The following is a 22,391-nucleotide window of genomic DNA, read 5'->3' on the forward strand; positions in this document are numbered from 1 at the left end:
TTGATGTAAACTATAAAACGGACGTCCCTCTAACAAAAATATGTAAAGCGAACTTAATGAAACTCACTACATATAGTCCGTAATGGTGGAGGCGGGAAGCTTTCCACTTCGAAAATGCGAGCGCCATGTTTAATTGTAATTGGTACAAATTTTTATGTTTATAAGGGATCGTGTAAATGCAACTAATGGCGAGTTGAGATTCAGTTTTCTGGGCCGCTCGAAAGTCTAAAACCACGTATTTGGACTGTAATTATTGTCTGCATTTAGCTTTGAAGTCATCATTTACTCTACCCGTTAGATCACCCGAATTCAGCGTTCTTGGCCACCTCGTCTCTATGCTAAGCTTTATAGGATGTTTCTGTTCGGCAACTCGTAGTTTTGCTAGCGGCTTCCTCCCCACAAGAACTCGCGGTGTTGCAGTTGCCATTCGTTAGTAGTTAGCATTTAATGGAATCCATTAAACAGTGATCTTCCTACAGAAGACTTTCACCCCATTAATCCAGGCCCATGCTGGGCGTACCAAGTCCAGGCACAACCGCCCACTTCGTGGGCTGGACCTCCGCACTGCGTGCTTAGGCCTGTGCTGGCAGCACTAACTACACATATTGGCAACTCCAATGCTTATTGAAAAACTAAAAGGAATGAGGGTTTGCCTAGATTCTCCAACTAGAGTAGAACAGCTGGGTTTCGGAGAGAATCAAGTCTCAGCCACAACAGGGACAAAAGGAGGTCCAGTATGTACTCCACTATTGAAATAGTGCGTGCTTAGTGATGACTCATTGGTAATCGACAAAGATAAATTTAATTTCGAATGGAAAAATATTCGTTTTGGGGAGGAGTATATTTCTGTAGTGCAGAATGGTATTGAATGTAAGTATAAAATCGATTGATCGGAAATGTTCAGTATACCTAAAAGGGGTGTCGTGGTTCAAATAGTTAATAATACACGTAATTTTATATTTATAAGCTACGGCCAAAAATCAGCCGTAGCTTATAAATATAAAATGTTCGTTGTGCTAGCATCACAAGGAAAGTTTCAATTTATGAGCAGAGCACCAGTTATTCTCGAAGAGTATGATTCCTCTTGGCCGGATAAATTTGAGAGGGAAAAGGAGCACTTGATGGCCATAGCAGGAAAATGGTTTTACGGTAGTATTGAACATGTGGGTAGTACCGCAGTTCCAGGTATGGTAGCCAAGCCAGTGATCGATGTTATGTTCGGTGTGAAATCTCTCAGTGAATCGAAGCCAGCAATAGATATTCTAGTTGGGAGTGGTTATAAATACTGGCCATATAAAACTGAGGTCATGCATTGGTTTTGTAAGCCATCAGATACTTATCGTACCCATCACCTTCATCTAGTTCCTTATGAAAGTCCGTTGTGGCAGGAACGTATTAAATTTCGCCAACTTTTACGCTCAAATAACGAAATAGCAACTGAATACGCAACGTTAAAACGAGAACTCGCATCAGCTTATAAAGAGGATCGCGAAGCATACACAGAGAAAAAGTGGCCATTTATCCAGCAGGCTATGCAAAGTAAACAATGCTAAATCGGGTGGCCGGTAGTTTCTAGCTAGCGGCTACCACACCATACACCGTACAGGTCTGCAATGGACGACTCCTATCTGTAATAAATCTCTACCCAACGATAGTGTCGGGCAGCTCTTCATTTGAGTAGAGTGTCATGCCAGTGCGCTACTTCTTAGTCACCGGCCACTCTGACAGCTTCACAGCAGCAAGTTAAAGAGATCTCCCCAGATAAGAACGTGAACTTTCACTACACAACAGCATCATTGACTCTACCCGTATGATCACTCGGCTTCGGTGCCCTTGGCCGCCTCGCCTCCAAGCCAAGTCATATAGGGTGTTTCTGTTCGTCAGCTCGTTGTTTTGCTAACGGCTTTATCCTCACAAGACCTCGCGGTGTTGCAGTTGTCATTCGCTAGTAGTTCGCATTTAATGGAACCCATTGAACGGTGACCTGCCTACCGGGGACTTTCACCCCATTAGTCCACGCCCATGCTGGGCGTACCAAAGCCAGCACAAAATCATGTGCTTTTCGTATTGGACTCGCTACAGGTTGCTCGCCTTTGCTGACAACATTAGGAATAAAGAAACTATGGAAATATATAAAGCTCCAGAATCCAACGTTGAAACTGGAAAAACTCAATCAACACCAAGTGTTTTTTGGAAAATATTCTTTTGGATTCACTTTATTTTAATCCTACTTATACCGTTCATATTTATCGAAAGTCCTGAGATTCATTACCTTGACTATATTGATATTGGTATATTTTTACCTATTGTCGTCTTCAGCCTTTTTTGCTATGCATACTCAAAAAGACCTGTCAGTACTACAGTTTTCTCGGTGTTCTTTTATTTATATATTCCATGGGCATTATTTTATGAGCTAATTTCACCTTACGTATTGGGTATCCCATCCTACGGAGAAGATGCAGTGATAGATTTTTGGCTTGTGATCATTCCAATTTTCCTTCTACCAACGTTTTTTGCTCAATACTCTCTTGCAAAATCACCAAATGGCTAAATCCGGTAGCAGCTAGCTTCTAGATACCGACCCCCACACCACCCATCGTGCGGGTCCGTAATGGGCGGTTCCCTATCCGTAATGAATCTCTACCCTACGATAGGGTCCAGCAGCTTTTCATTTGAGTAGAGTGTCATGGCAGTGCGCTACTTCTGAGTCAGCGGCCACCCCGACAGCTTCACAGCAGCAAGCTAATACAGATCTCCCCAGATAAGAACGAGAACTTTCACCACACAACTGCATCATTGACTCCACCCGTTAGACCACTTGGTTTCGCTGTCCTTATCCACCTCGCCTCCCGGCTAAGCCTTATAGGTCGTTTCTGTTCGTCAGCTCGTAGTTTTTCTAGCGGCTTCCTCCCCACAAGACCTCGCAGAGTTGCAGTTGTCATTCGCTGATAGTTAGCATTTGATGGAACCCATTAACCGGTGATCTTCCTACAGGGGACTTTCACCCCAATAGTCCACGCCCATGTGGGCGTACCAAGTCAATGAAGGCTCCCAACAGCTTACGCCGCGTTGCAGCTACGGGTTATTGAGGCGGTACGTAAAAACCCAACCCCTGGGCGTTGAAGATGGCCGCGTTAACTTCGTACTGAAAAACTCCGAAAATATGTGTTTCTCCTGGATGTGCGATATCCAGGACTGGTGTATTTCCCATCAGCTGTGGTGGACGATATAGAACTGCTGGTGCCTATGGCCGGCCCGGCCGATGTCAAAGCTGAAAGCACACGCTTGCCAAAAGAGATCGAAAAACGATCCAAGGACCTCGCTCGCGTCGAGGGCAAGTTCAATAACCCGAAGTTTGTCGATAAAGCATCGTCTGAAGTTGTCGCCAAAGAAAAGGATAAGCTCACAGATATGAGAAGTACCCAGGAGCGCCTACAGCAGCAGCTGGTGAAAATTAGCAACCTTTAATCCAAAGATGAGAATTACACTAATCCCTACAATGCTTTGAACGTCTGATAAGGGGGCTCACCCTCTTTTTATTGCCCAATTTTCGCAAAAATCCACCTGGCGCTTTTCTTTACAGAACCCCTTCTTATAAAAACCATACAAACAATAATTAAACGTTCCTTAGCCGCACTGGCGCTGAGTGGCGCAACGATTTATAAACAGTGAACGATCAGTTATATACACAGGGCCACAACATATGTGACCTGAATGAACACAAAAACAGAGAATAAGAAATATTTATTCAACCAGCTTTCAATTAGAGCGAAAGCAATCCCTATCAATCTTTTATTAGCGCTGTAGATTTCATCACGATATCAGTGATCAACTCGGGCCGAGGCCCAACAGAAAATCGGGGAGAAAGAAGTTGAACTATCCAGATCAGCTCAACCCGGAGGTATGGCCGCTGATTGTTTATTGCCTAGCCGTAATTGCATTAATCGTATTGATGCTTGGGCTTTCATATTTCCTAGGCCAAAAGCGCAGAGATCCCGCCACCGATGAACCTTTTGAATCGGGCATTATTTCCCAGGGCAGCGCGCGTTTACGAATCTCTGTCGCTTACTACTTGGTTGCCATTCTATTTATCGTTTTCGACCTGGAAGCTATCTATCTGTTTAGCTGGTCCATCGCATTTTATGAAACAGGGATGCTTGGGTTTATCGAAGCCACCGTTTTTATTGTGATCCTACTGGTGGGCCTCATTTATCTCTGGCGCCTGGGGGCACTGGAATGGGGGGGACACCAAAAAAGTCTGGTTAACCGCGGAAATCATCGATAAACATAAGCAGGAATACACTATGCGCTGGCAGTTAAGCAAAGCTCAGGATGTGATTGCCGCCGATTCCCCCAAAATGGAAGAAGGGAATGTCGCCGAAGACCTGAAAAAAAACATTTTACTTTGCAAGCTTGAAGAACTGGTCGCCTGGGGGCGATCCAACTCTCTCTGGCCATTCAACTTTGGGCTTTCCTGTTGCTATGTGGAAATGGCCACCGCTTTTACCAGTCGCCACGATATTTCTCGCTTTGGTGCTGAAGTTATTCGCGCCACCCCACGTCAAGCTGATCTCATTGTCATCTCCGGCACTCTTTTCTTGAAAATGGCTCCGGTGGTGCAGCGTCTCTATGAACAAATGATTGAACCGCGCTGGGTTATCTCCATGGGTTCCTGTGCCAATTCAGGCGGTATGTACGATATTTATAGCGTTGTACAGGGTGTCGATAAATTCCTGCCTGTCGATGTCTATGTACCCGGCTGCCCTCCCCGGCCAGAAGCCCTGCTACAAGGACTGACGCTGCTGCAAAAATCGGTTGCCGAAGAACGGCGAAGCTTTAGCTGGGTCGTGGATGAACAAGGCTCCAGGAAAATTCCCAAACAAAGCCAGCGCGACCTGCATCGTGAGGAGCGCATGCGCGCAGAGGTTCTACGCGCACCGGATACTGTATAGACGTACTGTTGCCGCCGAAAGACAAGACAATACAATAACAACGGAATCCCCGATGACTGGCGTCATAGCAAAAAGTGTTCACAGCGAGACCCCCTACAGTAAAGAGGCCCAAGCTTTCTTACTGGATCTGGATCGTGAATATCGCCGGCATAACTATTGGCTGCAGCCTGGCTGCAACGACATGCCCACCTTGTGGGTGGATGCTCAATCCCTGATACCGCTTTTACGTTTCCTCAAACAGGATATTTCCCGTCCCTTTGCCATGCTCTACGATCTCAGTGCGATTGATGAGCGCTTGCGGGTAAATCGGGGAGAGGGACCAGATAAACAACCGGCCAGTGATTTCACCCTGCTATACCAACTGCTGTCGTTTAGCCGGAATTTATTTATTCGTATTAAGGTCGCCTTACCCGAATCCCATCTATCAGTTCCATCGATTACCAATGTGTGGGAAAACGCCAATTGGTATGAACGGGAAGTATGGGACCTTTTTGGTATCGACTTTAGCGGCCACCCAAATCTGCGCCGTATTATGATGCCGTCAACCTGGAAAGGTCATCCCTTACGTAAAGATCATCACGCCCGCGCCACAGAGGTGGACCCCTTCTCAATGTCCGAAGAGAAGGAACGTCGCGAACAGGAGGCCCTGCTGTTTCGCCCGGAAGACTGGGGTATGGCCCGTGAGAATGAGGACTCAGAGTTTATGTTCCTCAACCTGGGGCCCAACCACCCCAGCGTACATGGTGTTTTCCGCGTCGCCCTGCAACTCGATGGTGAGCAGGTTGTGGATGCTGTGCCGGATATTGGCTACCACCATCGCGGCGCAGAGAAAATGGCTGAGCGCCAGGCCTGGCACACCTACGTCCCTTACACAGATCGTATCGACTACCTGGGTGGGGTTATGAATAACCTGCCCTATGTAATGGCTCTCGAACAGCTTGCGGGGATTGAGGTTCCCGAGCGTGCCCAGGTCATTAGAGTGATGATGTGCGAGTTTTTCCGCATCTCCAGCCACTTGGTATTTTTTGGCACCTTCGCCCAGGATGTCGGGCAGATGTCTCCCGTTTTTTACATGTTCATCGACCGGGAAAAGTTGTTTGGCATCGTAGAGGCGATCACCGGCGGGCGTATGCATCCAGCCTGGTTTCGCATTGGTGGCGTCGCCCAAGACCTACCCAGGGGCTGGGATCAGATGGTGCGGGAATTCCTTGATTATATGCCCGCACGACTGCGTGACTACGATGGCATGGTTATCAAGAATAAATTGTTGCAAAGGCGCTCCAGAGGAATCGGCGTCTACAACACTGCGGAAGCTATGGAGTGGGGCGTTACCGGACCTGGCTTACGCGCCACGGGCCTGGAGTGGGACCTGCGTAAGAAGCGCCCCTACAGTGGTTATGATCAATTCGAGTTCGATATTCCCAGCTATGACGGTGGTGATTGTTTCGATCGCTGCCGAGTGCGAGTGGATGAAATGTGGCAGAGCCTCAGGATCATTCGCCAGTGCCTGGAAAATATGCCTTCAGGCCCCTACAAGTCTGATCACCCGCTCACTACGCCTCCACGTAAGGGGCGTACCATGCAGGATATCGAAACCCTAATACAGCACTTTGTAAATAATAGTTGGGGGCCGGTGATGCCCGCCGGGGAAGTTTGTTTCCCTATAGAAGCCACCAAGGGGCTGAACAGCTACCAGATCATCAGTGACGGCGGCACCACTTCATATCGAACCCGGATACGCACTCCCTCTTTCCCACACTTACAGATGATTCCGTTGATGTCGAGAGGACTGCTCATCGCTGACCTGATAGCAATAATTGCCAGTATTGATTTTGTGATGGCAGACGTAGACCGATAAACCATAAAACGCGGCCACGAGTCGCAATTCAGCGGGGGAGACCAGTGCGCGGAATAGTTCTTTTGGCCAGTGCCACTACGCCCCAGGGCAGCACAGGCAATTCACATATGCCTCCGCGATTTCGCCTGAGGAAGCATATATGTCCAGCTTACTAGAACCGGAACCAATAGAAGTAATGGAGCATAGCAACAGGGATTCAGACAAATTATCCGGAGTTCTCACTACCGAGGAAAAAGAGGAAATAGACCGGGAGGCCTCCCATTATGAGAATAAGTCCTCAGTGGGTTTGGAGGCCCTGAGAATTGTACAAAAGCACCGTGGATGGATTTCCGACGAGAGTATTCAGGCAATCTCCGACTACCTCACTATTCCTGTCGCCCAACTGGAAAGCGTAGCCACCTACTTCCAGTTGATTTTTCGTCAACCGGTGGGAAAAGAGGTCATTTACCTCTGTAAAAGTGCCAGTTGCTGGGTTATGGGCTGCGATCGTTTACAAAAACATATTTGCGAAACCCTGAATATAAAAGCAGGGCAAACTTCTGCGGATGGAATATTCACCCTACTGGAAACCCCATGCCTGGGAGACTGTGATAAAGCACCGGTCTTGATGCTTGGAGAGGAAATGCATCGAAACCTCGATGAATCAGCAATCGACGAATTAATCGATAACAAGAAGAAATACTATGCTGACAAATCCCCTGACTAAAAATATTACCGACCAGAATACTGCCGCCGACCTCGAGCATTATGTGGGCAATGGTGGCTATCGGGGTTGGCGTAAGGCCCACACCATGGTTCCGAATGACATCATTGACCTGGTCAAGGATGGCGGCTTGCGTGGTCGTGGAGGAGCGGGATTTAACACAGGCTTGAAATGGAGTTTTGTTCCTCGAGGTGAGGGCTCACCCGAGCAGAAATTTATAGTCTGCAACGCAGACGAAATGGAGCCCGGTACTTTCAAAGATCGCTTACTGATGGAGCGGGACCCTCACCTGTTACTGGAAGGCATGGCTATTGCCGCCTATGCCATAGGTGCAACCATTGGTTATATATTTATTCGGGGTGAATACCATCTGGCCGCTGAGCGGCTGGAACATGCGATTGATGAGGCCAGAGAGCAAGGTTTTCTTGGTAGTCGAATTTTTGATAGCGACTTCGGCCTGGAAATTTTTGTCCACCGCAGTGCTGGAAATTATATCTGTGGCGAAGAAACGGCACTATTAAATGCACTGGAAGGTCGCCGTGCTATCCCTCGTGCAAAGCCTCCATTCCCACAAGTGAGTGGACTTTGGGGAAAGCCTACGGTGGTAAATAACGTAGAGACCTTCTGCAATATCCCACATCTGGTGGAATTGGGTGTTGAATGGTACCGGGGGCTCGGCCGTGGCGAGGATGCAGGCAGCAAGGTTTTTGGGGTCAGCGGAAAAGTAAAGAAGCCCGGCACCTGGGAACTCCCCATGGGTACCCCAATTCGGGAGATTATCGAACAACACGCCGGTGGTATGCAGGATGGACTGGAGTTAAAAGGGTTCCTGCCTGGCGGTGGTTCTACCGATTTCCTCGGTCCTGAACATCTGGATTTGCCGATGGATTACGATGTTATTGGCAAAGCCGGCAGTCGAATGGGCACCGGCACCATTATTGTTTTAGATAGCCAGACCTGCCCCGTAGGACTGGTGCTCAATCTTACCCAGTTTTTTGCCCGAGAATCCTGCGGTTGGTGCACTCCCTGTCGCGACGGCCTGCCCTGGGTTGTGAAAATACTGCAAAGAATTGAGGACGGCGAAGGGCTACCAGAGGATCTCGACCTGCTTCGCGAACAGTGCCAACGCATAGGCCCAGGCAAAACTTTCTGCGCTCTGGCTCCCGGGGCCGCCGAGCCACTGCAAAGTGCGTTGAAACTGTTCGAGCAGGACTTTATCGATCATATAGACAATCACTGCTGCCCCTATACATAAATCAAACTAAGGCCACCGGCAGCAGGCGCATAAAATCAGTAGTTGAAATTATGCTGATACAACAATAGTCGATACAACAATAATGGACTAGCAATGCCAACCATCACTATTGACGGTGAAAAATACCAGGTCGACGGTGAGCAAAACCTGCTCAGTACCTGCCTGACTCTGGGGCTCAATGTTCCCTATTTTTGCTGGCATCCGGAAATGGGCTCGGTAGGTGCTTGTAGACAATGCGCGATGATCGAATACAAAGACAGCGAAGATCAGCGTGGCCGTTTAATTATGAGCTGTATGACACCAGTCCGTGAAGGTGGTATTTACAGCGTGGAGAATGAAGAAGCCAAGGATTTCCGTGGCAGCGTTATTGAAGATCTGATGACCAATCATCCTCACGACTGCCCCGTTTGTGAAGAAGGAGGAGAATGTCACCTTCAGGATATGACGGAAATGTCAGGTCATACCATGCGCCGCTATCGGGGGACCAAAAGGACCCATCATAATCAATATCTGGGGCCTTTTATTAATCATGAAATGAATCGTTGTATTACCTGTTATCGCTGTGTGAGATTTTACAACGACTACGCCGGCGGTGAGGATTTACAGGCGCTAGGAAGAAATCACCAGGTCTACTTCGGTCGGCAGGAGGAAGGACGACTGGAAAATGGCTTCAGCGGAAATTTGGTGGAAGTCTGCCCGACGGGTGTCTTTACAGACAAGACTTTCAGTTCTCATTTCGTGCGAAAATGGGATCTACAGACTGCTCCTTCAGTCTGTGAACACTGTGCCGTAGGCTGCAACACCGCACCCGGTGCGCGTGAGTCTGCCAACAATTCAGATCCAGTGCTGCGGCGAGTAACCAATCTTTACCACCACGATATAAACGGTTATTTCCTATGTGACCGTGGCCGCTTTGGTTACGAATATATTAACAGCGCCACACGTATCGAAAAGGTATTCTCCGCCCGTCATGAAGAGGTCATCAGCACCACAGCAGAAAGTGGTGATCACCTGCACCAGGAGGTTTCCCCACAGAAGGCCGTACTCCATCTTGCAGAACAAATTGCTGCACGCCAACGGGGCGAAAGAAAAATCGTTGGTATTGGTTCCCCACGAACGTCCCTGGAAAACAACTTTGCACTCCGGCAACTAACCGGACCGGAAAACTTCTATTCAGGTCTCAATCGTAGGGATCAGGAGCTATTACAGCTGGTTAATACTATCCAGCAAGATAGTCATATCCATAGTCCCACAACTCCGGAAATAGAAAGTGCCGATGCGATATTGATCTTGGGAGAGGACACATACAATACTGCACCGCGTATTTCCCTCGCTTTGCGCCAGGCTGCACGAAACCGCCAGAAAGAGCAGGCGCAATCTTTGAAAATTCCTCTGTGGCAGGACTCTTCAGTAAGGCAGTTGGAGGGCGATTACAGCCCGATTATTTTTGTTGGAACTGAGTTGAGCAATCTGACGGATATCACCTCCAAGACTATATTTGAATCCCCAGATAAAGTGGCATTATTTGCTCGAAACCTGGCACAGGCAATAATTGATCCGGCAATCCCTCCGCAAGGCCTTGAGTCGCCATTATTAGAAACTGTTATCCACACGGCAGAGATACTGCGCAGTGCCAAACATCCATTAATTATCTCGGGTACATCCAGCAAACACTCAGATACACTTCGAGGCGCTGCGCAGGTCGCAAAAGCCCTAGGTGACTATAAAAAAACGCCCACCATGCTCTACCTTGCCTGTGATGAGGTCAACAGTTTGGGCATTACCCAATTTTTCGAAAATGGTAAAGGCAATCTGGAAAATCTGCTCGAAACCCTGGAGAAGACCCAGAATAATAATCTACCTACATCCCTGATTATTTTGGAAAATGACCTCTACCGGAGAATGGACAAAAAATCCCTGGAGAAAATATTTTCCCAGGTTGAAGAGGTACTCCTGTTGGATACCCTGCTGAACCCGACAACCAAGCGTGCCGACTGGATTTTCCCCGCTACAGCGACAGCGGAATCCCAGGGCACGTTTGTTAATAATAACGGACTGGCTCAACGCTTCTACGCGGTTTATGAAGGTAAGGGATTTATTCAGGAAAGCTGGCGCTGGCTGGTGGATGCCGTAACTTTCTGCAAAGAAAAATCTGATAGTTTATCGATAATGATCAAATGGAAACACAGTACCGATCTTAGCGATGCAATTGCCCGTGAATTTCGCGTATTAAAAGTTCTCGATACGTTGGGCCCAGACGAAGATTTCCGTATCGAGGGGCTAAAGGTCGCTCGCCAAAGTGCTCGTTACAGTGGACGCACAGCAATTTATGCAGAGGAACATGTTTCTGAAGCCCCTCCAGTCCAAGATCCCGATGCACCTATGAGCTTCAGTATGGAAGGGATCCATAACCCGAACAAATCACCACTACAGGCCAATATCTGGTCGCCTGGCTGGAACTCCAATCAATCGATATTCAAATTTCAGGAAGTTGTTGGTGGTGAACGCAGGGGCGGCCCTTCCGGAATCAGAATTGATCGGCCTCAACAGGAAATGCCAGATTGGAGCGTACATTCAGACACAAAACAGGAACTGCCTGATATTCCCAATCGTGTACAGATGCTACCTGTTTATCGACTGTTCGGCTCCGAGGAACTCAGCAACCAGGCGATGGGAATATCTGAAGTCATTGAGGCCCCCTTTGTGCTGGTTAACCATATGGATGCAGAAACTACCGGAATTAATCTTGGGGAGCTGGTTGAACTGGAAACGCAATGCGGTGCCTATCGGGCTGAAGTGCGTATAAGCGCCACAATCCCGCCAGGTACTGTTGGTATCCCTTTTGGGCTACCGGACTTCGAAACCCTGTCTCCTCTTCTGCCTGGATTCGCATCATTGCGCCCTGCAGAAACACCAGCCATTACAGAGAGTTGATTGAGCAATGAGCACACCAATCTGGATAACACTACTGAATATCTTTGGAGTATTGATCGCTACAGTGATACTCGCAGCGGTGTTGACCTGGGGTGAAAGACGTTTACTCGGCTTTTGGCAGGACAGGCCCGGTCCTAACCGTGTGGGTCCCTTCGGTACACTGCAAGTACTTGCAGATATGATCAAACTGTTCTTTAAAGAGGATTTTATTCCCCGCTTCGCGGATATTCCTGTCTTTGTACTGGCACCCACCGTTGTTATGGCCACTATGTTAATCGCCTTTGCCGTGGTGCCAATGGCACCAGGTATTGGTGTAGTGGACCTGAATATTGGCCTTCTGTTTGTATTGGCGATGAGTTCCATCGCGGTATACAGCATTATTCTTGGGGGCTATGCTTCCAATAATAAATATGCCCTGCTCGGCGGCCTGCGTGCTGCTGCACAGACCGTTTCCTATGAGGTTTTTATGGGGCTGAGCCTGATGGGTGTTGTGATGATGTCAGGCAGCTTTAACTTGCGCGATATTGTCAATGCGCAAGAAGGACTTTGGTTTATTGTTCCCCAATTTGTTGGGTTTGTTGTGTTTTTCATTGCCGGTATTGCTGAGAGCCGAAGAACCCCCTTCGATCTTCCCGAAGCTGAACATGAACTCACAGCCGGATTTCACACAGAATATTCCGGTATGAAGTTTGGTATGTTTTTCGTAGGCGAATATCTCGCAGTAATCCTAATTTCCGCACTGATTACCACACTCTTCCTGGGTGGCTGGCATGGCCCCTGGCTGCCCCCCATCATCTGGTTTGGCCTAAAAACTGCGATCATGGTTGGAATATTTATATTATTGCGCGCATCACTACCACGCCCACGCTACGACCAGCTAATGAAATTTGGCTGGAAAGTTATGCTGCCACTGGCATTGGTAAATTTACTCGTCACTGCGGGGGTATTGTTATGGATCGCATAGCAGAAGGTGCACTTTTGGAAATATCGGCAGGAGAAAAGCAATGATTGCGAGCCAACTTCGCAGTATGTGGCTGGTATTTAAGCACCTTTTTAGGCGCAACGTTACGGTGCAGTACCCTGATCAAAAGCCCTACCTGGCGCCCAGATATCGCGGAAGAATCGTCCTGACCCGTGACCCCAATGGGGATGAGCGGTGTGTAGCTTGTAATCTCTGTGCAGTAGCCTGCCCACCCGATTGTATTTCCTTACAGAAAACTGAAGACCCTGATGGGCGTTGGAGACCAGAGTATTTCCGTATCAATTTTTCTCGCTGCATTATGTGTGGTCTCTGTGAAGACGCCTGTCCCACCTATGCTATACAGCTGACCCCGGATTTTGAGATGTGTGAATACGACCGACAAAATATGGTTTATGAAAAAGAGGATCTTCTAATTAACGGTCCTGGCAAGTATCACGATTACAGCTTTTATCAGGTAGCGGGTAAGGCCATAACTGGAAAGGATAAAGGTGAGGCTGAAAATGAAGCTGAACCAATTAATATCAAAAGCCTAAACCTGTAATACAAAATAATCATATTGATGTTCCACCTTGCAGGGAAGCGCCCAAGCAATAAAGAAAAAAGGGCAAAACTAGAGGGAGAGTCTGAATGAATTTTGTTTTTTATCTCACTGCGGCGATCGCGATTATTTCCACCACCATGGTTATTTTTCACAGGAATGCCGTACACGCACTCCTCTATCTTGTGACGTCCCTACTGGCAGTTGCTGTTATTTTTTACCAATTTGGTGCTCCCCTGGCAGCAGCATTGGAAGTAATTATTTATGCTGGAGCCATCATGGTACTGATAATTTTCGTAATTATGATGCTCAACCAGGGCGACTCTACGGTCATGCAAGAACAAGCCTGGCTTCAGCCAACTACCTGGATTGGTCCAGCGTTACTGTCCGCGCTTTTACTGGTTCAGCTGATTTTATTGGTTAGCAGTGGTCAAATCTCTTCTACCCAGGCCTTTCACTATATCGGACCCAAACAAGTAGGAATCGCACTGTTTAGTCACTACGTACTCGCGGTAGAGCTGGCATCAATGTTGTTATTGGCCGGTTTGGTAGGTGCTTTCCACCTCGCCCGACGCAGAAAAATTGATACAGGGGGCGCTGATGATGCCATTTGAAACTGCTCCAGGACTTGAGGCTGGTGTGCTTTTAGCATCGATTCTTTTCTGTCTCGGTCTTGCGGGATTAATGATGCGACGCAATATCATTTTTATGCTGATGTCTGTAGAAATCTGCACCAACGCCTCAGCCTTAATGTTTGTCGTTGCCGGTGCCCACTGGGGCAATGCCGATGGGCAGGTCATGTTCGTATTCGTGGTAACCCTGGCAGCAGCAGAGGTGGCCATAGCGCTTGCACTGGTACTTCAGTTTTACCATCGCAAACATACAGTTGACATCGACCAATTAAATGAATTGAGGGGGTAATATGCAGGGGCTATTGGCCTGGGTGCCACTTCTACCATTTATTGGTTTCCTCGTATTGGTGGCTATTCCGCTGTTTTATCACAGAGAATTACCAGAGGAAGTTATCGCTGCTATCGGTGTTGGCAGTGTCGGCACTGCAGCGATATTAACCGCTATTGTGGCGGCAACAGTTTTTTGGCAAAACCCTGCCGAAGTGGTTAGTATCAAATTGTGGCAATGGATGTTGATAGATAACCTGCGGCTGGGTTTTGATTTTCATGTAGACTGGCTCACACTGGTTATGTTGATGATCATTACCGGTGTCGGCTTTTTGATACACCTATACTCCGCCGGCTATATGCGTGAGGATCCCGATTTTCGACGCTACTTTGCCTATTTGAACCTTTTCGTATGTGCCATGCTAATTTTAGTGATGGCTGATAATCTGGTTTTACTCTACCTGGGTTGGGAAGGTGTCGGCCTATGCAGCTATCTGCTGATTGGTTTCTGGTACAAAGATCCTGCCAATGGTGCAGCCGCACAGAAAGCTTTTATCGTCACCCGCATTGGCGATACCGCCATGGCGATCGGGCTGTTTCTTCTTTTCTTCGAGTTTTCCACGCTTAATATCCCAGAGTTGATTTCAGCCGCAGATAGCTCGGGAGCAAACCCCCAAATAATCACTATCGCCACCCTTCTGCTACTCGGTGGTGCAGTAGGTAAATCCGCTCAGTTACCACTACAAACCTGGTTGCCGGACGCCATGGCCGGCCCAACGCCGGTCAGCGCCCTGATTCACGCAGCCACAATGGTGACAGCTGGAGTCTACCTGATAGCCCGAATGCATCCGCTTTATATGCTATCGGAAACTGCAATGACCGCTGTAGCCATTGTCGGCGCACTTACCTTACTACTGGCAGGCTTCAGCGCTATTGCGCAGAGTGATATCAAGCGAGTGCTTGCCTATTCCACAATCAGCCAGATCGGTTATATGTTTCTGGCGCTAGGCGTTGGCGCTTGGTCTGGAGCTATCTTCCACCTGATGACCCATGCTTTCTTCAAAGCCTTACTTTTCCTTTCAGCCGGTTCTGTGATCCTGAGCCTTCATCACGAGCAGAATATATTTGCAATGGGCGGGCTCTATCGAAAAATCCCCTTTACATTTATCTGCTTTACAATCGGTTGCGCCTGTCTTGCCGCTCTACCCTTTACCTCAGGTTTTTATAGCAAGGACCAGATATTGTTGCGGGCTTGGGAGTTCCGCGAGGGTTTTAACAGCCTGTGGCTCGCCGGCATTCTCGGTGCCCTGGTAACAGGTATCTACAGTTTTCGGGTTCTCTTTTTGGTTTTCGCGGGAAATGAGGGTTCTGCCTCATCTAGCTGTAAGGATGCAAATACTAAGGTAATGAGTGTTCCACTTGCAATTCTTGCTACTCTCGCCCTTTTTGGAGGGTTGCTTACACCTCCTCTACAGGGGGTATTTGGTGTGGAAGCAAAGGAGCACCCGGCCGCCTGGGTAGAGGGCGTTGCCATTACCATGCCATTAATCGGTCTGGCTATTGCATGGATGCTGTCCCGGAAAGAGAAAAGTATCGGCGAAAAACGTTCCAAAGTTATGCAGTTCTGGTTCAGCGGTTGGGGGTTCGACTGGCTTTACGATCATCTGTTGGTCAAACCCTTTAAAACCTTGGCACGCCTGAATCACAACGACATTATCGATAGTGTGTACAAAGGCACAGCGGCACTTAGCCAGCAGCTAAATAATCTTCTCAGCTCTTCTCAAAATGGTCAGGTGCGTTGGTACCTGGCAACTTTTGCCGCAGGTTCCATTCTGTTCCTCGCTCTCCTGGTGGCCCTATGACATTACTGGCAATCATAATTATCCTATTCGCAGGAGGCATTATTGCCTGGCTTGCGGAACGCTATTTACAGAGGGGCGGACGCTGGATCAGCCTGCTTAGCCTGCTATTGGCAGCTCTACTGCTTTTCAGTTACTGGTCTTATCTAAGCAGTCCACAATCAGTTTCGAGTGGTCCCTGGTGGGACAGCTTACAAGTTAACTGGATTCCCAGGTTTGGCATCAGTTTTCATCTTGCAATTGATGGATTGAGCTTTTTAATGCTGACCCTGACAATAGCAATGGGTATTTTCGGGCTAATAATGACCTGGAATGATATCAATTTCCGCCGCGGATTTTTCTATTTCAATTTTCTATGGACGCTCGCCGGGGTTATAGGGGTCTTTACCGCTATCGATCTATTCTTGTTCTTTTTCTTTTGGGAAGTAATGCTGATTCCAATGCTCTTCCTGATCGCTGTATGGGGTTATGAAAAGCGAATTTATGCCGCAATCAAATTTTTTATCTTTACTCAGGCGAGTAGTTTGCTAATGCTGATAGCAATAGTCGGGTTGGCTTATATTCATTACAAGAACTCCGGTCAGCTTACTTTTAATTATAACGACTTACTCGCAGCTGATCTCACAGCAACCGCAGCGTATTGGTTAATGCTGGGATTCTTTATTGCTTTTATTGTGAAACTACCGGCACTGCCATTTCATACTTGGCTACCGGATGCTCATACCCAGGCACCAACCGCCGGCAGTATCTTACTTGCAGCCATCCTGCTAAAAACCGGCGCCTACGGACTATTGCGGTTTAACCTGTCACTGTTTCCCGAAAGTTCCATGGCATTTGCACCAGTGGCGATGACCATTGGTGCAATCAGCGTTATCTATGGTGCCATACTGGCATTCGCCCAGAGAGATATGAAAAGGCTGGTGGCTTATTCGAGTGTCAGTCATATGGGATTTGTGCTACTCGGTCTCTATGCCATGGATACTATTGCAGTACAGGGCGCGGTAATGCAGATGATTGCGCACGGCCTTAGTACCGCGGCGCTCTTCGCCTTGGTTGGGGCACTGCAGCACCGACTACACACTCGGGATATGCATCAGTTGGGCGGAGTATGGACAGTATTACCCAAATTGTCAGCCGTAGCCCTGTTTTTTGCTGTGGCCTCTCTCGGCCTTCCAGGACTGGGAAATTTTGTTGCTGAATTCACCGTATTGGTGGGAAGCTTCCGCAGCAACCATTGGATTACAGTACTCGCCGCAACTGGCCTGATTGGGGCTGCACTTTACGCACTGCTGATGATGCAAAGGGTCTTCTTTGGCAATCTCAACAAACAGCTTGAGCGTCAATTGCCAAAAGAAAAAACAATGGACTTAAGCCTGCGGGAATCCTGCGCCCTGATTTCTCTCGCCCTACTTCTGATTGTGATAGGACTGCGTCCACAACCCATCTTCAATATTTCTGAACCCACGGTTGTCCAGACACTGACAAAAATTGAAACGATCATACCGAACGTCAACCTTTTGTCCTCCCAGGTGCAAGCCAGGGAAACCCCAAGCTCACGAGAGGATAAGTCTCCATGAATGCTCAAGAACTCTTCGGGATACTGCCTCTACTGTTATTGAGTGCGGGAATCGTTATTCTCTTGCTGCAGGTTTCATTTTGGCGAGGGCATGTTGGGGCACTACTGACTACCATCATCACTTTATTATTCGCCAGCGCCTCATGTTTCTGGGTCGGAGCCACCTTATCCACAGGGGCAAGTTCCATTCAGGTTACTGGCCTACTACTGGTAGATCACACCGCACTATTTTTTGCATTGCTACTGCTTTTGACAGCAATTGCAGTGAGCATAATGGGGTACAGCTATCTTCGTCTGCGCTGCAATCCAAAGGGGAATTCCGGCAGTTATCCGGAAGAGTTTTATATCCTCTTGCTTTTGGCTATGCTCGGAGCCACTACTCTGGTCTTTGCCAGTCACTTTGCCACTTTCTTCCTGGGGCTAGAACTGATTAGCCTGGCGTTATATCCCATGCTCGGCTTTGCCGTAACCGGTGATCTCTCTCCACAAAGGGAGCAGGTTCAATCACTCGAATCAGCCATTAAATATTTACTCCTATCTGCCTTATCCACAGCGCTCGGGCTATTTGGTATTGCCTTGATTTACAGTGCAAGCGGATCCTTAAGTTTTTCTGGGATAGCTTCCCATATGGCTGAACTTTCACAAACATCCACCCTGTTTGCCACCGGGATTACGCTTCTTCTAATCTCAGTAGCTTTCAAGTTATCCCTGGTACCTTTTCATATTTGGACACCAGATGTTTACCAGGGCGCCCCAACCCCCACAACTGCCCTTATTGCTACTGTAGGTAAAGGTGCAGTTATTGGCTTCCTTCTCCGGTTTTTTAATACCCTGGACCTCTATGGAAGTCAGATACTGATTGATATGCTATCCATAGCGGCTGTGGCCAGTATGCTGGTCGGGAATTTATTAGCCTTAATGCAAACTAATATTAAAAGGCTTCTGGCATATTCCTCCATCAGTCATATCGGTTACCTGATAGTTGCCTTTATTATTGGCAAGAGTACCTTTGGAACCGAGGCAGTAATCTATTACCTGGTAGCCTACATTATCACCACTCTGGGGGCTTTTGCTGTGGTGGGCTTGGTGGCAGATTCAGTAGAGGAAAAAATCCTCAAAGGAGAGTTTCCAGAAAATCCAGGTGAAAACTCAGAAGATCCCTACCAACGCGATTTTTACCGGGGATTACTATGGCGTTCCCCCTGGCTCGCCAGCTGTCTGGCAGCGATGCTCTTATCACTAGCCGGAATTCCACTGACCATAGGTTTTATCGGAAAATTCTATATTTTTACTGCCGGTGTAGAAGGTCAGATGTGGGTACTTCTGGCAGGTGTTGTAATTGGTAGTGCATTGGGGCTTTTCTACTATCTACGCCTACTACTGACCATGGTTCAGCGGGATAATGTACTTTCTGACAAGTCCAATAGCAGTGTACAAATTGCCACCTCGGGAAATTTGTTGTTGATTATCCTGACTGCAGCATTGCTTGTATTTGGCATATTTCCCCAGATCTTGATCAACTGGATAAATGCACTATAACGATACAGTAGGGTATGGCTGTAAAAGCGCAAAACCTGTTTTTCCTGCCCATTAAAAAGCCAACAGGTACCGAAGGGCAAACCTATGAAAACATTCAAACAGGCATTCGAAATTATCAAAGATGCTGAAAAATTTCACTTGGACATGGCAGAACTCTATGATGAGCTGCTGGATAAATCTGACGACTACCGAACGCAACTTTTATTGAAGCACATGCTTGAGCATGAGCAGCGCATGGCCAGAAATCTTGCTAATTATGGAGAAGTTGCACAGCAGAAAGTAATGCAGACATGGCTGCAATACACACATGAAGAAAGTGCAAAAGACTTTATTCGTCACTTGCCGTTGAGCAATCCGCCAAGCATTAAAGAAATTAATAATATGGGCCGTGAGGTAGACCGCTATTTCTCCAGTCTATATGAAGCGGTTTACGGAGCCATTGAGTCAATGGAAGTTAAGGAAATTTTCGAAGACTTGAAGCAGATTCAGGACAAAGAGCGTATCACTCTTTCAATGGCCACCAATTCCCTCTGGGATATGTAATATTCCATAAGGAAGCCCACAGTCCTCGGTGAGCTTCTTTACCTTCGCAGGCGGTCCAAGTATCAGGCTCATTCAGTAAACTGACTGAGCCTGATACTTACATAGGTTATGAAACCAAACCCAAGTCCCTAGAAGTCATACTGTGCACGTACATAGTAAAGCGCACCATTGAACCCCATGGGTGCCGTTTCTGGATACTGCGCACCAGCAACGCCTGAGTGTGGATTCTTATCCGGATAGTTGTTGAACAGATTCTCAGCACCCGCTATCAGAGACAAGGACTCAGTAAAGTCATATGCCCCTTCAATATCGACCGTCCACTCATCTCCGGCATCAACGGGTAAGCTGTAATCGTCCAGATGAGCTTCCCAATAGCTACCGTAGTAGTTGAGGCGAACCAGTCCACGCCAACCATCACCAACATGGTTAATCGTGGCATTACCACGAACATTTGGCAGTCCATCCTCCAGCTGTCTGAGACGCATATCATCCATGGTTTCTGGACTAAAGTCCGTCACCTCCGTATCTGTCCAGTTTGCGGCGAAACTCAAGTCCGTAGCATCACCTAATGGATAAGTAGCCACAAGATCAATGCCTTTGGTCTTAGTATCAAAGTCATTCGTATAAAAACGGAAGTACTGGAGCGAGTCCGCACCACTAATCCCATCTGCCACCAATTGAGCACGCTCGGTGTCACTTAGCTCCTGATTAGCGGACTGGGTAATACGGTCAGTTACGGCGATCAGGAAATAATCCAGGGTAATTTCCCAATCGCCAGCCGAAACAATAGCCCCCAAAGTGAAGCTCTCAGATTCTTCCGGTTGCAGTTGTTTACCCCCCTTCAGCTCAGCAATGGGATTGGTTGGAGGAATAGTCCCGCGGTTCGCCAATTGTCCATCGGTGAATGCCGTCGTGACATTACTGATATTTGACTGGCCAGGTGTAGGTGCACGGAAACCAGTACTGATTGTGGAGCGCAGAGCCAACATCTCATTAACTTCATAGTGGCCAGACAGCTTAAAGTTTGAGGTATCACCAAAATCGGAAAAGTCTTCCCAGCGTAGAGCAGCGCCCAAACGTAGACTTTCTGTGGCCTCCAGTTCGAAATCGGTATAGAGCGCGATATTATCGCGATCAAATGTGCCGACAACTTTTGGTCCAAAACCGGAAAAACCATTGGAACCAATAAGGAAACCCTGCTCAGTCAAAGGTCCGACTGTCCAGGAAGCCTCATCGCCCATATTGACTTCAAATTCCTCCTCACGCCATTCGAAGCCACCGGCCATATACAATGTCTTGCCAGCGAATTCAGTCGCCTTGGTCAGGTCGATATTGAAGTTTGTTTCCGTTTGCGCATAACCACCGGGGCTGAATTTGGTAGGTGTATCCGGCCCCATAGTGGCATTCACAGTATTGTAGATATTGAAATCTACCTTATTATGCCCCCTGCTGGCACTGACATCATAACCAATACCATTGGCAAGCTCGCCGCGCAGGCCAAAAACCATGGAGTAATCTTCCAGATCACCGCCAAAGCGCGGGGTAAATCCTCCGGGGAACATTTCTGTAAAGGAGAAACACTCATCGCTATCGTGAGCTTCTGAAACTGAGTAACCTTCACAGCTGTCAATTCCATTGCTCGGATCGAGATCGCCGATTAAAGGGACTAGCACCTTATCAAGCTCACCATCTCCATCCCTATCCTCATTCAGCTGTATTTCTTTAGCAAAAACACCCTCCCGAGTTTCCGGATTACGGTAATAAAAACCCCCATCAGTTGAACGACTCGCATAGTTGCCAAAGGCATACAACTCGGCGGTTTCACTTAACTCGATAGCACTATTAACAAAAAACTTAGTATCATCATTAACTTCTGGCTGGCCCCAGATTTGCGCGGGGTTAGCAACAAAGGTGTTGCCATCATCAATCAGCTGCGCTGCATCATCACGCTGAACACTACGGCTGGTGGAGTCCTGCTCACGATACTCCATACTGAAATTCACAAATCCGGAGTCCGTCAACGGCAAACCGAAGTTAGCGGAAACCATGCTCTGATCACCATCCCCCTCAGCGGTAGTCGCATGCTTTACCTCCACCGAGCCACCCTCGGCAGCATCCTTCAACTGAAAGTTAATCACACCGGCTATGGCATCCGATCCGTACTGCGCGGCTGCACCATCCCTCAATACTTCCACCTGCTTCAGGGCAATCGCTGGAATTGCAGAAATATCTGGCCCTTGAGCACCATCGGAAACACCACTGCCGAGAAAAGAAATTACAGAGGCGCGGTGACGGCGCTTGCCATTGACCAGCACCAGGGTGCTATCAGGCGGCAGTCCACGCAGGTTTGCCGGCCGTACAATGGATGCAGCATCGGAGATCGGCTTGGCATTCACATTGTAGGAAGGCACAACATTGCGCAACAGGTTATTGAGATCGCCATCTCCCTGATTCACAAACTCATCGCCAGTTACAATATCTATCGGAGCAGATGAGTCTGTAGCCGAGCGGCCTTCAACTCGGGTACCAATTGTGATCACTTCTTCAAGAAGTGCATCCTCAGCGGTAACGGGGCTGGATACCGCGGCAATCGCCATCGCCAAAAGCGATGGCGCACCAAAGGACGCCAGCCAGCGTCTCTTGTTTTCTTTCATGAAATTACCCTGTTAATTATCTGTTTTATCTTCCAGGCCACATCAACAAATTAAACTGAAACCATTTAATATTGATAGCGGTAAAACACTAACCAAAAA

General features: G+C 47.9%; 19 protein-coding genes. 18 read left to right on the plus strand and 1 reads right to left on the minus strand.

The genetic code is table 11. The annotated features are described in order from the left end of the window. Positions 1-923 precede the first annotated feature (923 nt). The 18 genes from GL2_RS01605 to GL2_RS01690 all read left to right on the plus strand — a co-directional run bounded on the left by GL2_RS01605 (position 924) and on the right by GL2_RS01690 (position 19,638). Entirely contained in the window at positions 924-1,553 is a 630-nt protein-coding gene (locus GL2_RS01605) for a GrpB family protein (protein ID WP_197736505.1), read from the plus strand. Positions 1,554-2,122: 569 nt separating this feature from the next. Further along, a complete protein-coding gene (locus GL2_RS01610; protein ID WP_143728985.1) occupies positions 2,123-2,551 on the plus strand; it encodes a hypothetical protein in 429 nt (142 codons plus the stop codon). 471 nt (positions 2,552-3,022) lie between these two features. Next, positions 3,023-3,232: a class I tRNA ligase family protein gene (locus GL2_RS22265; protein ID WP_143728986.1), complete on the plus strand. Its 210-nt coding sequence runs from the start codon at positions 3,023-3,025 to the stop codon at positions 3,230-3,232. Continuing rightward, positions 3,166-3,468, plus strand: a complete 303-nt coding sequence (locus GL2_RS01620; protein WP_232053732.1) for a hypothetical protein — start codon at positions 3,166-3,168, stop codon at positions 3,466-3,468. The genes GL2_RS22265 and GL2_RS01620 overlap by 67 nt, the downstream gene beginning before the upstream one ends. A 403-nt stretch (positions 3,469-3,871) precedes the next feature. Then, positions 3,872-4,285, plus strand: coding sequence for an NADH-quinone oxidoreductase subunit A (gene ndhC, locus GL2_RS01625; protein ID WP_143728988.1), 414 nt, complete (start codon positions 3,872-3,874; stop codon positions 4,283-4,285). Between the two features lie 19 nt (positions 4,286-4,304). Continuing rightward, positions 4,305-4,952, plus strand: a complete 648-nt coding sequence (locus GL2_RS01630) for an NADH-quinone oxidoreductase subunit B family protein (RefSeq protein ID WP_143728989.1) — start codon at positions 4,305-4,307, stop codon at positions 4,950-4,952. A gap of 52 nt (positions 4,953-5,004) precedes the next feature. Next, positions 5,005-6,810, plus strand: a complete 1,806-nt coding sequence (gene nuoC / locus GL2_RS01635) for an NADH-quinone oxidoreductase subunit C/D (RefSeq protein ID WP_143728990.1) — start codon at positions 5,005-5,007, stop codon at positions 6,808-6,810. A gap of 139 nt (positions 6,811-6,949) precedes the next feature. Next, positions 6,950-7,516 carry an NADH-quinone oxidoreductase subunit NuoE gene (gene nuoE / locus GL2_RS01640; RefSeq protein WP_143728991.1) on the plus strand — a complete coding sequence of 189 codons (567 nt, stop codon included), beginning with the start codon at positions 6,950-6,952 and terminating at the stop codon, positions 7,514-7,516. Then, positions 7,494-8,768, plus strand: a complete 1,275-nt coding sequence (gene nuoF, locus GL2_RS01645; protein ID WP_143728992.1) for an NADH-quinone oxidoreductase subunit NuoF — start codon at positions 7,494-7,496, stop codon at positions 8,766-8,768. Before nuoE ends, nuoF begins: the two co-directional genes overlap by 23 nt. Before the next feature lie 93 nt (positions 8,769-8,861). Beyond that, a complete protein-coding gene (nuoG, locus tag GL2_RS01650; RefSeq protein ID WP_143728993.1) occupies positions 8,862-11,702 on the plus strand; it encodes an NADH-quinone oxidoreductase subunit NuoG in 2,841 nt (946 codons plus the stop codon). Positions 11,703-11,709: 7 nt separating this feature from the next. After that, the gene (gene nuoH, locus GL2_RS01655) at positions 11,710-12,666 is read left to right on the plus strand and encodes an NADH-quinone oxidoreductase subunit NuoH (RefSeq protein WP_143728994.1); all 957 of its coding nucleotides are present in this window, start codon (positions 11,710-11,712) and stop codon (positions 12,664-12,666) included. Between the two features lie 40 nt (positions 12,667-12,706). Further along, positions 12,707-13,225 carry an NADH-quinone oxidoreductase subunit NuoI gene (gene nuoI / locus GL2_RS01660; protein ID WP_197736506.1) on the plus strand — a complete coding sequence of 173 codons (519 nt, stop codon included), beginning with the start codon at positions 12,707-12,709 and terminating at the stop codon, positions 13,223-13,225. A gap of 86 nt (positions 13,226-13,311) precedes the next feature. Next, positions 13,312-13,836 (plus strand): NADH-quinone oxidoreductase subunit J, encoded by a 525-nt coding sequence (nuoJ, locus tag GL2_RS01665; protein ID WP_143728995.1) that lies wholly within the window; start codon positions 13,312-13,314, stop codon positions 13,834-13,836. Next, positions 13,826-14,143, plus strand: coding sequence for an NADH-quinone oxidoreductase subunit NuoK (gene nuoK / locus GL2_RS01670; RefSeq protein WP_143732756.1), 318 nt, complete (start codon positions 13,826-13,828; stop codon positions 14,141-14,143). Before nuoJ ends, nuoK begins: the two co-directional genes overlap by 11 nt. 1 nt (position 14,144) lies before the next feature. Beyond that, on the plus strand, positions 14,145-15,983 hold the full coding sequence (gene nuoL / locus GL2_RS01675) for an NADH-quinone oxidoreductase subunit L (protein WP_143728996.1): 1,839 nt from the start codon (positions 14,145-14,147) through the stop codon (positions 15,981-15,983). After that, positions 15,980-17,557 carry a NuoM family protein gene (locus tag GL2_RS01680; RefSeq protein WP_143728997.1) on the plus strand — a complete coding sequence of 526 codons (1,578 nt, stop codon included), beginning with the start codon at positions 15,980-15,982 and terminating at the stop codon, positions 17,555-17,557. The genes nuoL and GL2_RS01680 overlap by 4 nt, the downstream gene beginning before the upstream one ends. Continuing rightward, entirely contained in the window at positions 17,554-19,095 is a 1,542-nt protein-coding gene (locus GL2_RS01685) for an NADH-quinone oxidoreductase subunit N (RefSeq protein WP_143728998.1), read from the plus strand. Before GL2_RS01680 ends, GL2_RS01685 begins: the two co-directional genes overlap by 4 nt. A gap of 84 nt (positions 19,096-19,179) precedes the next feature. Further along, positions 19,180-19,638 (plus strand): hypothetical protein, encoded by a 459-nt coding sequence (locus GL2_RS01690; RefSeq protein ID WP_143728999.1) that lies wholly within the window; start codon positions 19,180-19,182, stop codon positions 19,636-19,638. A gap of 128 nt (positions 19,639-19,766) precedes the next feature. On the opposite strand, the gene GL2_RS01695 is transcribed toward GL2_RS01690, so the two are convergent. After that, on the minus strand, positions 19,767-22,292 hold the full coding sequence (locus GL2_RS01695; RefSeq protein WP_143729000.1) for a TonB-dependent siderophore receptor: 2,526 nt from the start codon (positions 22,290-22,292) through the stop codon (positions 19,767-19,769). Positions 22,293-22,391 lie beyond the last annotated feature (99 nt).

It is taken from the genome of Microbulbifer sp. GL-2 (assembly GCF_007183175.1).
Classification (GTDB): domain Bacteria; phylum Pseudomonadota; class Gammaproteobacteria; order Pseudomonadales; family Cellvibrionaceae; genus Microbulbifer.

Excerpts from the sequence above, each read along its gene's own strand:
- GL2_RS01610 (WP_143728985.1), top strand. The coding sequence starts at position 2,123 with ATGGAAATATATAAAGCTCCAGAATCCAACGTTGAAACTGGAAAAACT.
- GL2_RS22265 (WP_143728986.1), top strand. The coding sequence starts at position 3,023 with ATGTGGGCGTACCAAGTCAATGAAGGCTCCCAACAGCTTACGCCGCGT.
- GL2_RS01630 (WP_143728989.1), top strand. The coding sequence starts at position 4,305 with ATGCGCTGGCAGTTAAGCAAAGCTCAGGATGTGATTGCCGCCGATTCC.
- nuoC (WP_143728990.1), top strand. The coding sequence starts at position 5,005 with ATGACTGGCGTCATAGCAAAAAGTGTTCACAGCGAGACCCCCTACAGT.
- nuoE (WP_143728991.1), top strand. The coding sequence starts at position 6,950 with ATGTCCAGCTTACTAGAACCGGAACCAATAGAAGTAATGGAGCATAGC.
- nuoF (WP_143728992.1), top strand. The coding sequence starts at position 7,494 with ATGCTGACAAATCCCCTGACTAAAAATATTACCGACCAGAATACTGCC.
- nuoG (WP_143728993.1), top strand. The coding sequence starts at position 8,862 with ATGCCAACCATCACTATTGACGGTGAAAAATACCAGGTCGACGGTGAG.
- nuoH (WP_143728994.1), top strand. The coding sequence starts at position 11,710 with ATGAGCACACCAATCTGGATAACACTACTGAATATCTTTGGAGTATTG.
- nuoI (WP_197736506.1), top strand. The coding sequence starts at position 12,707 with ATGATTGCGAGCCAACTTCGCAGTATGTGGCTGGTATTTAAGCACCTT.
- nuoJ (WP_143728995.1), top strand. The coding sequence starts at position 13,312 with ATGAATTTTGTTTTTTATCTCACTGCGGCGATCGCGATTATTTCCACC.
- nuoK (WP_143732756.1), top strand. The coding sequence starts at position 13,826 with ATGCCATTTGAAACTGCTCCAGGACTTGAGGCTGGTGTGCTTTTAGCA.
- nuoL (WP_143728996.1), top strand. The coding sequence starts at position 14,145 with ATGCAGGGGCTATTGGCCTGGGTGCCACTTCTACCATTTATTGGTTTC.
- GL2_RS01680 (WP_143728997.1), top strand. The coding sequence starts at position 15,980 with ATGACATTACTGGCAATCATAATTATCCTATTCGCAGGAGGCATTATT.
- GL2_RS01685 (WP_143728998.1), top strand. The coding sequence starts at position 17,554 with ATGAATGCTCAAGAACTCTTCGGGATACTGCCTCTACTGTTATTGAGT.
- GL2_RS01690 (WP_143728999.1), top strand. The coding sequence starts at position 19,180 with ATGAAAACATTCAAACAGGCATTCGAAATTATCAAAGATGCTGAAAAA.
- GL2_RS01695 (WP_143729000.1), bottom strand. The coding sequence starts at position 22,292 with ATGAAAGAAAACAAGAGACGCTGGCTGGCGTCCTTTGGTGCGCCATCG.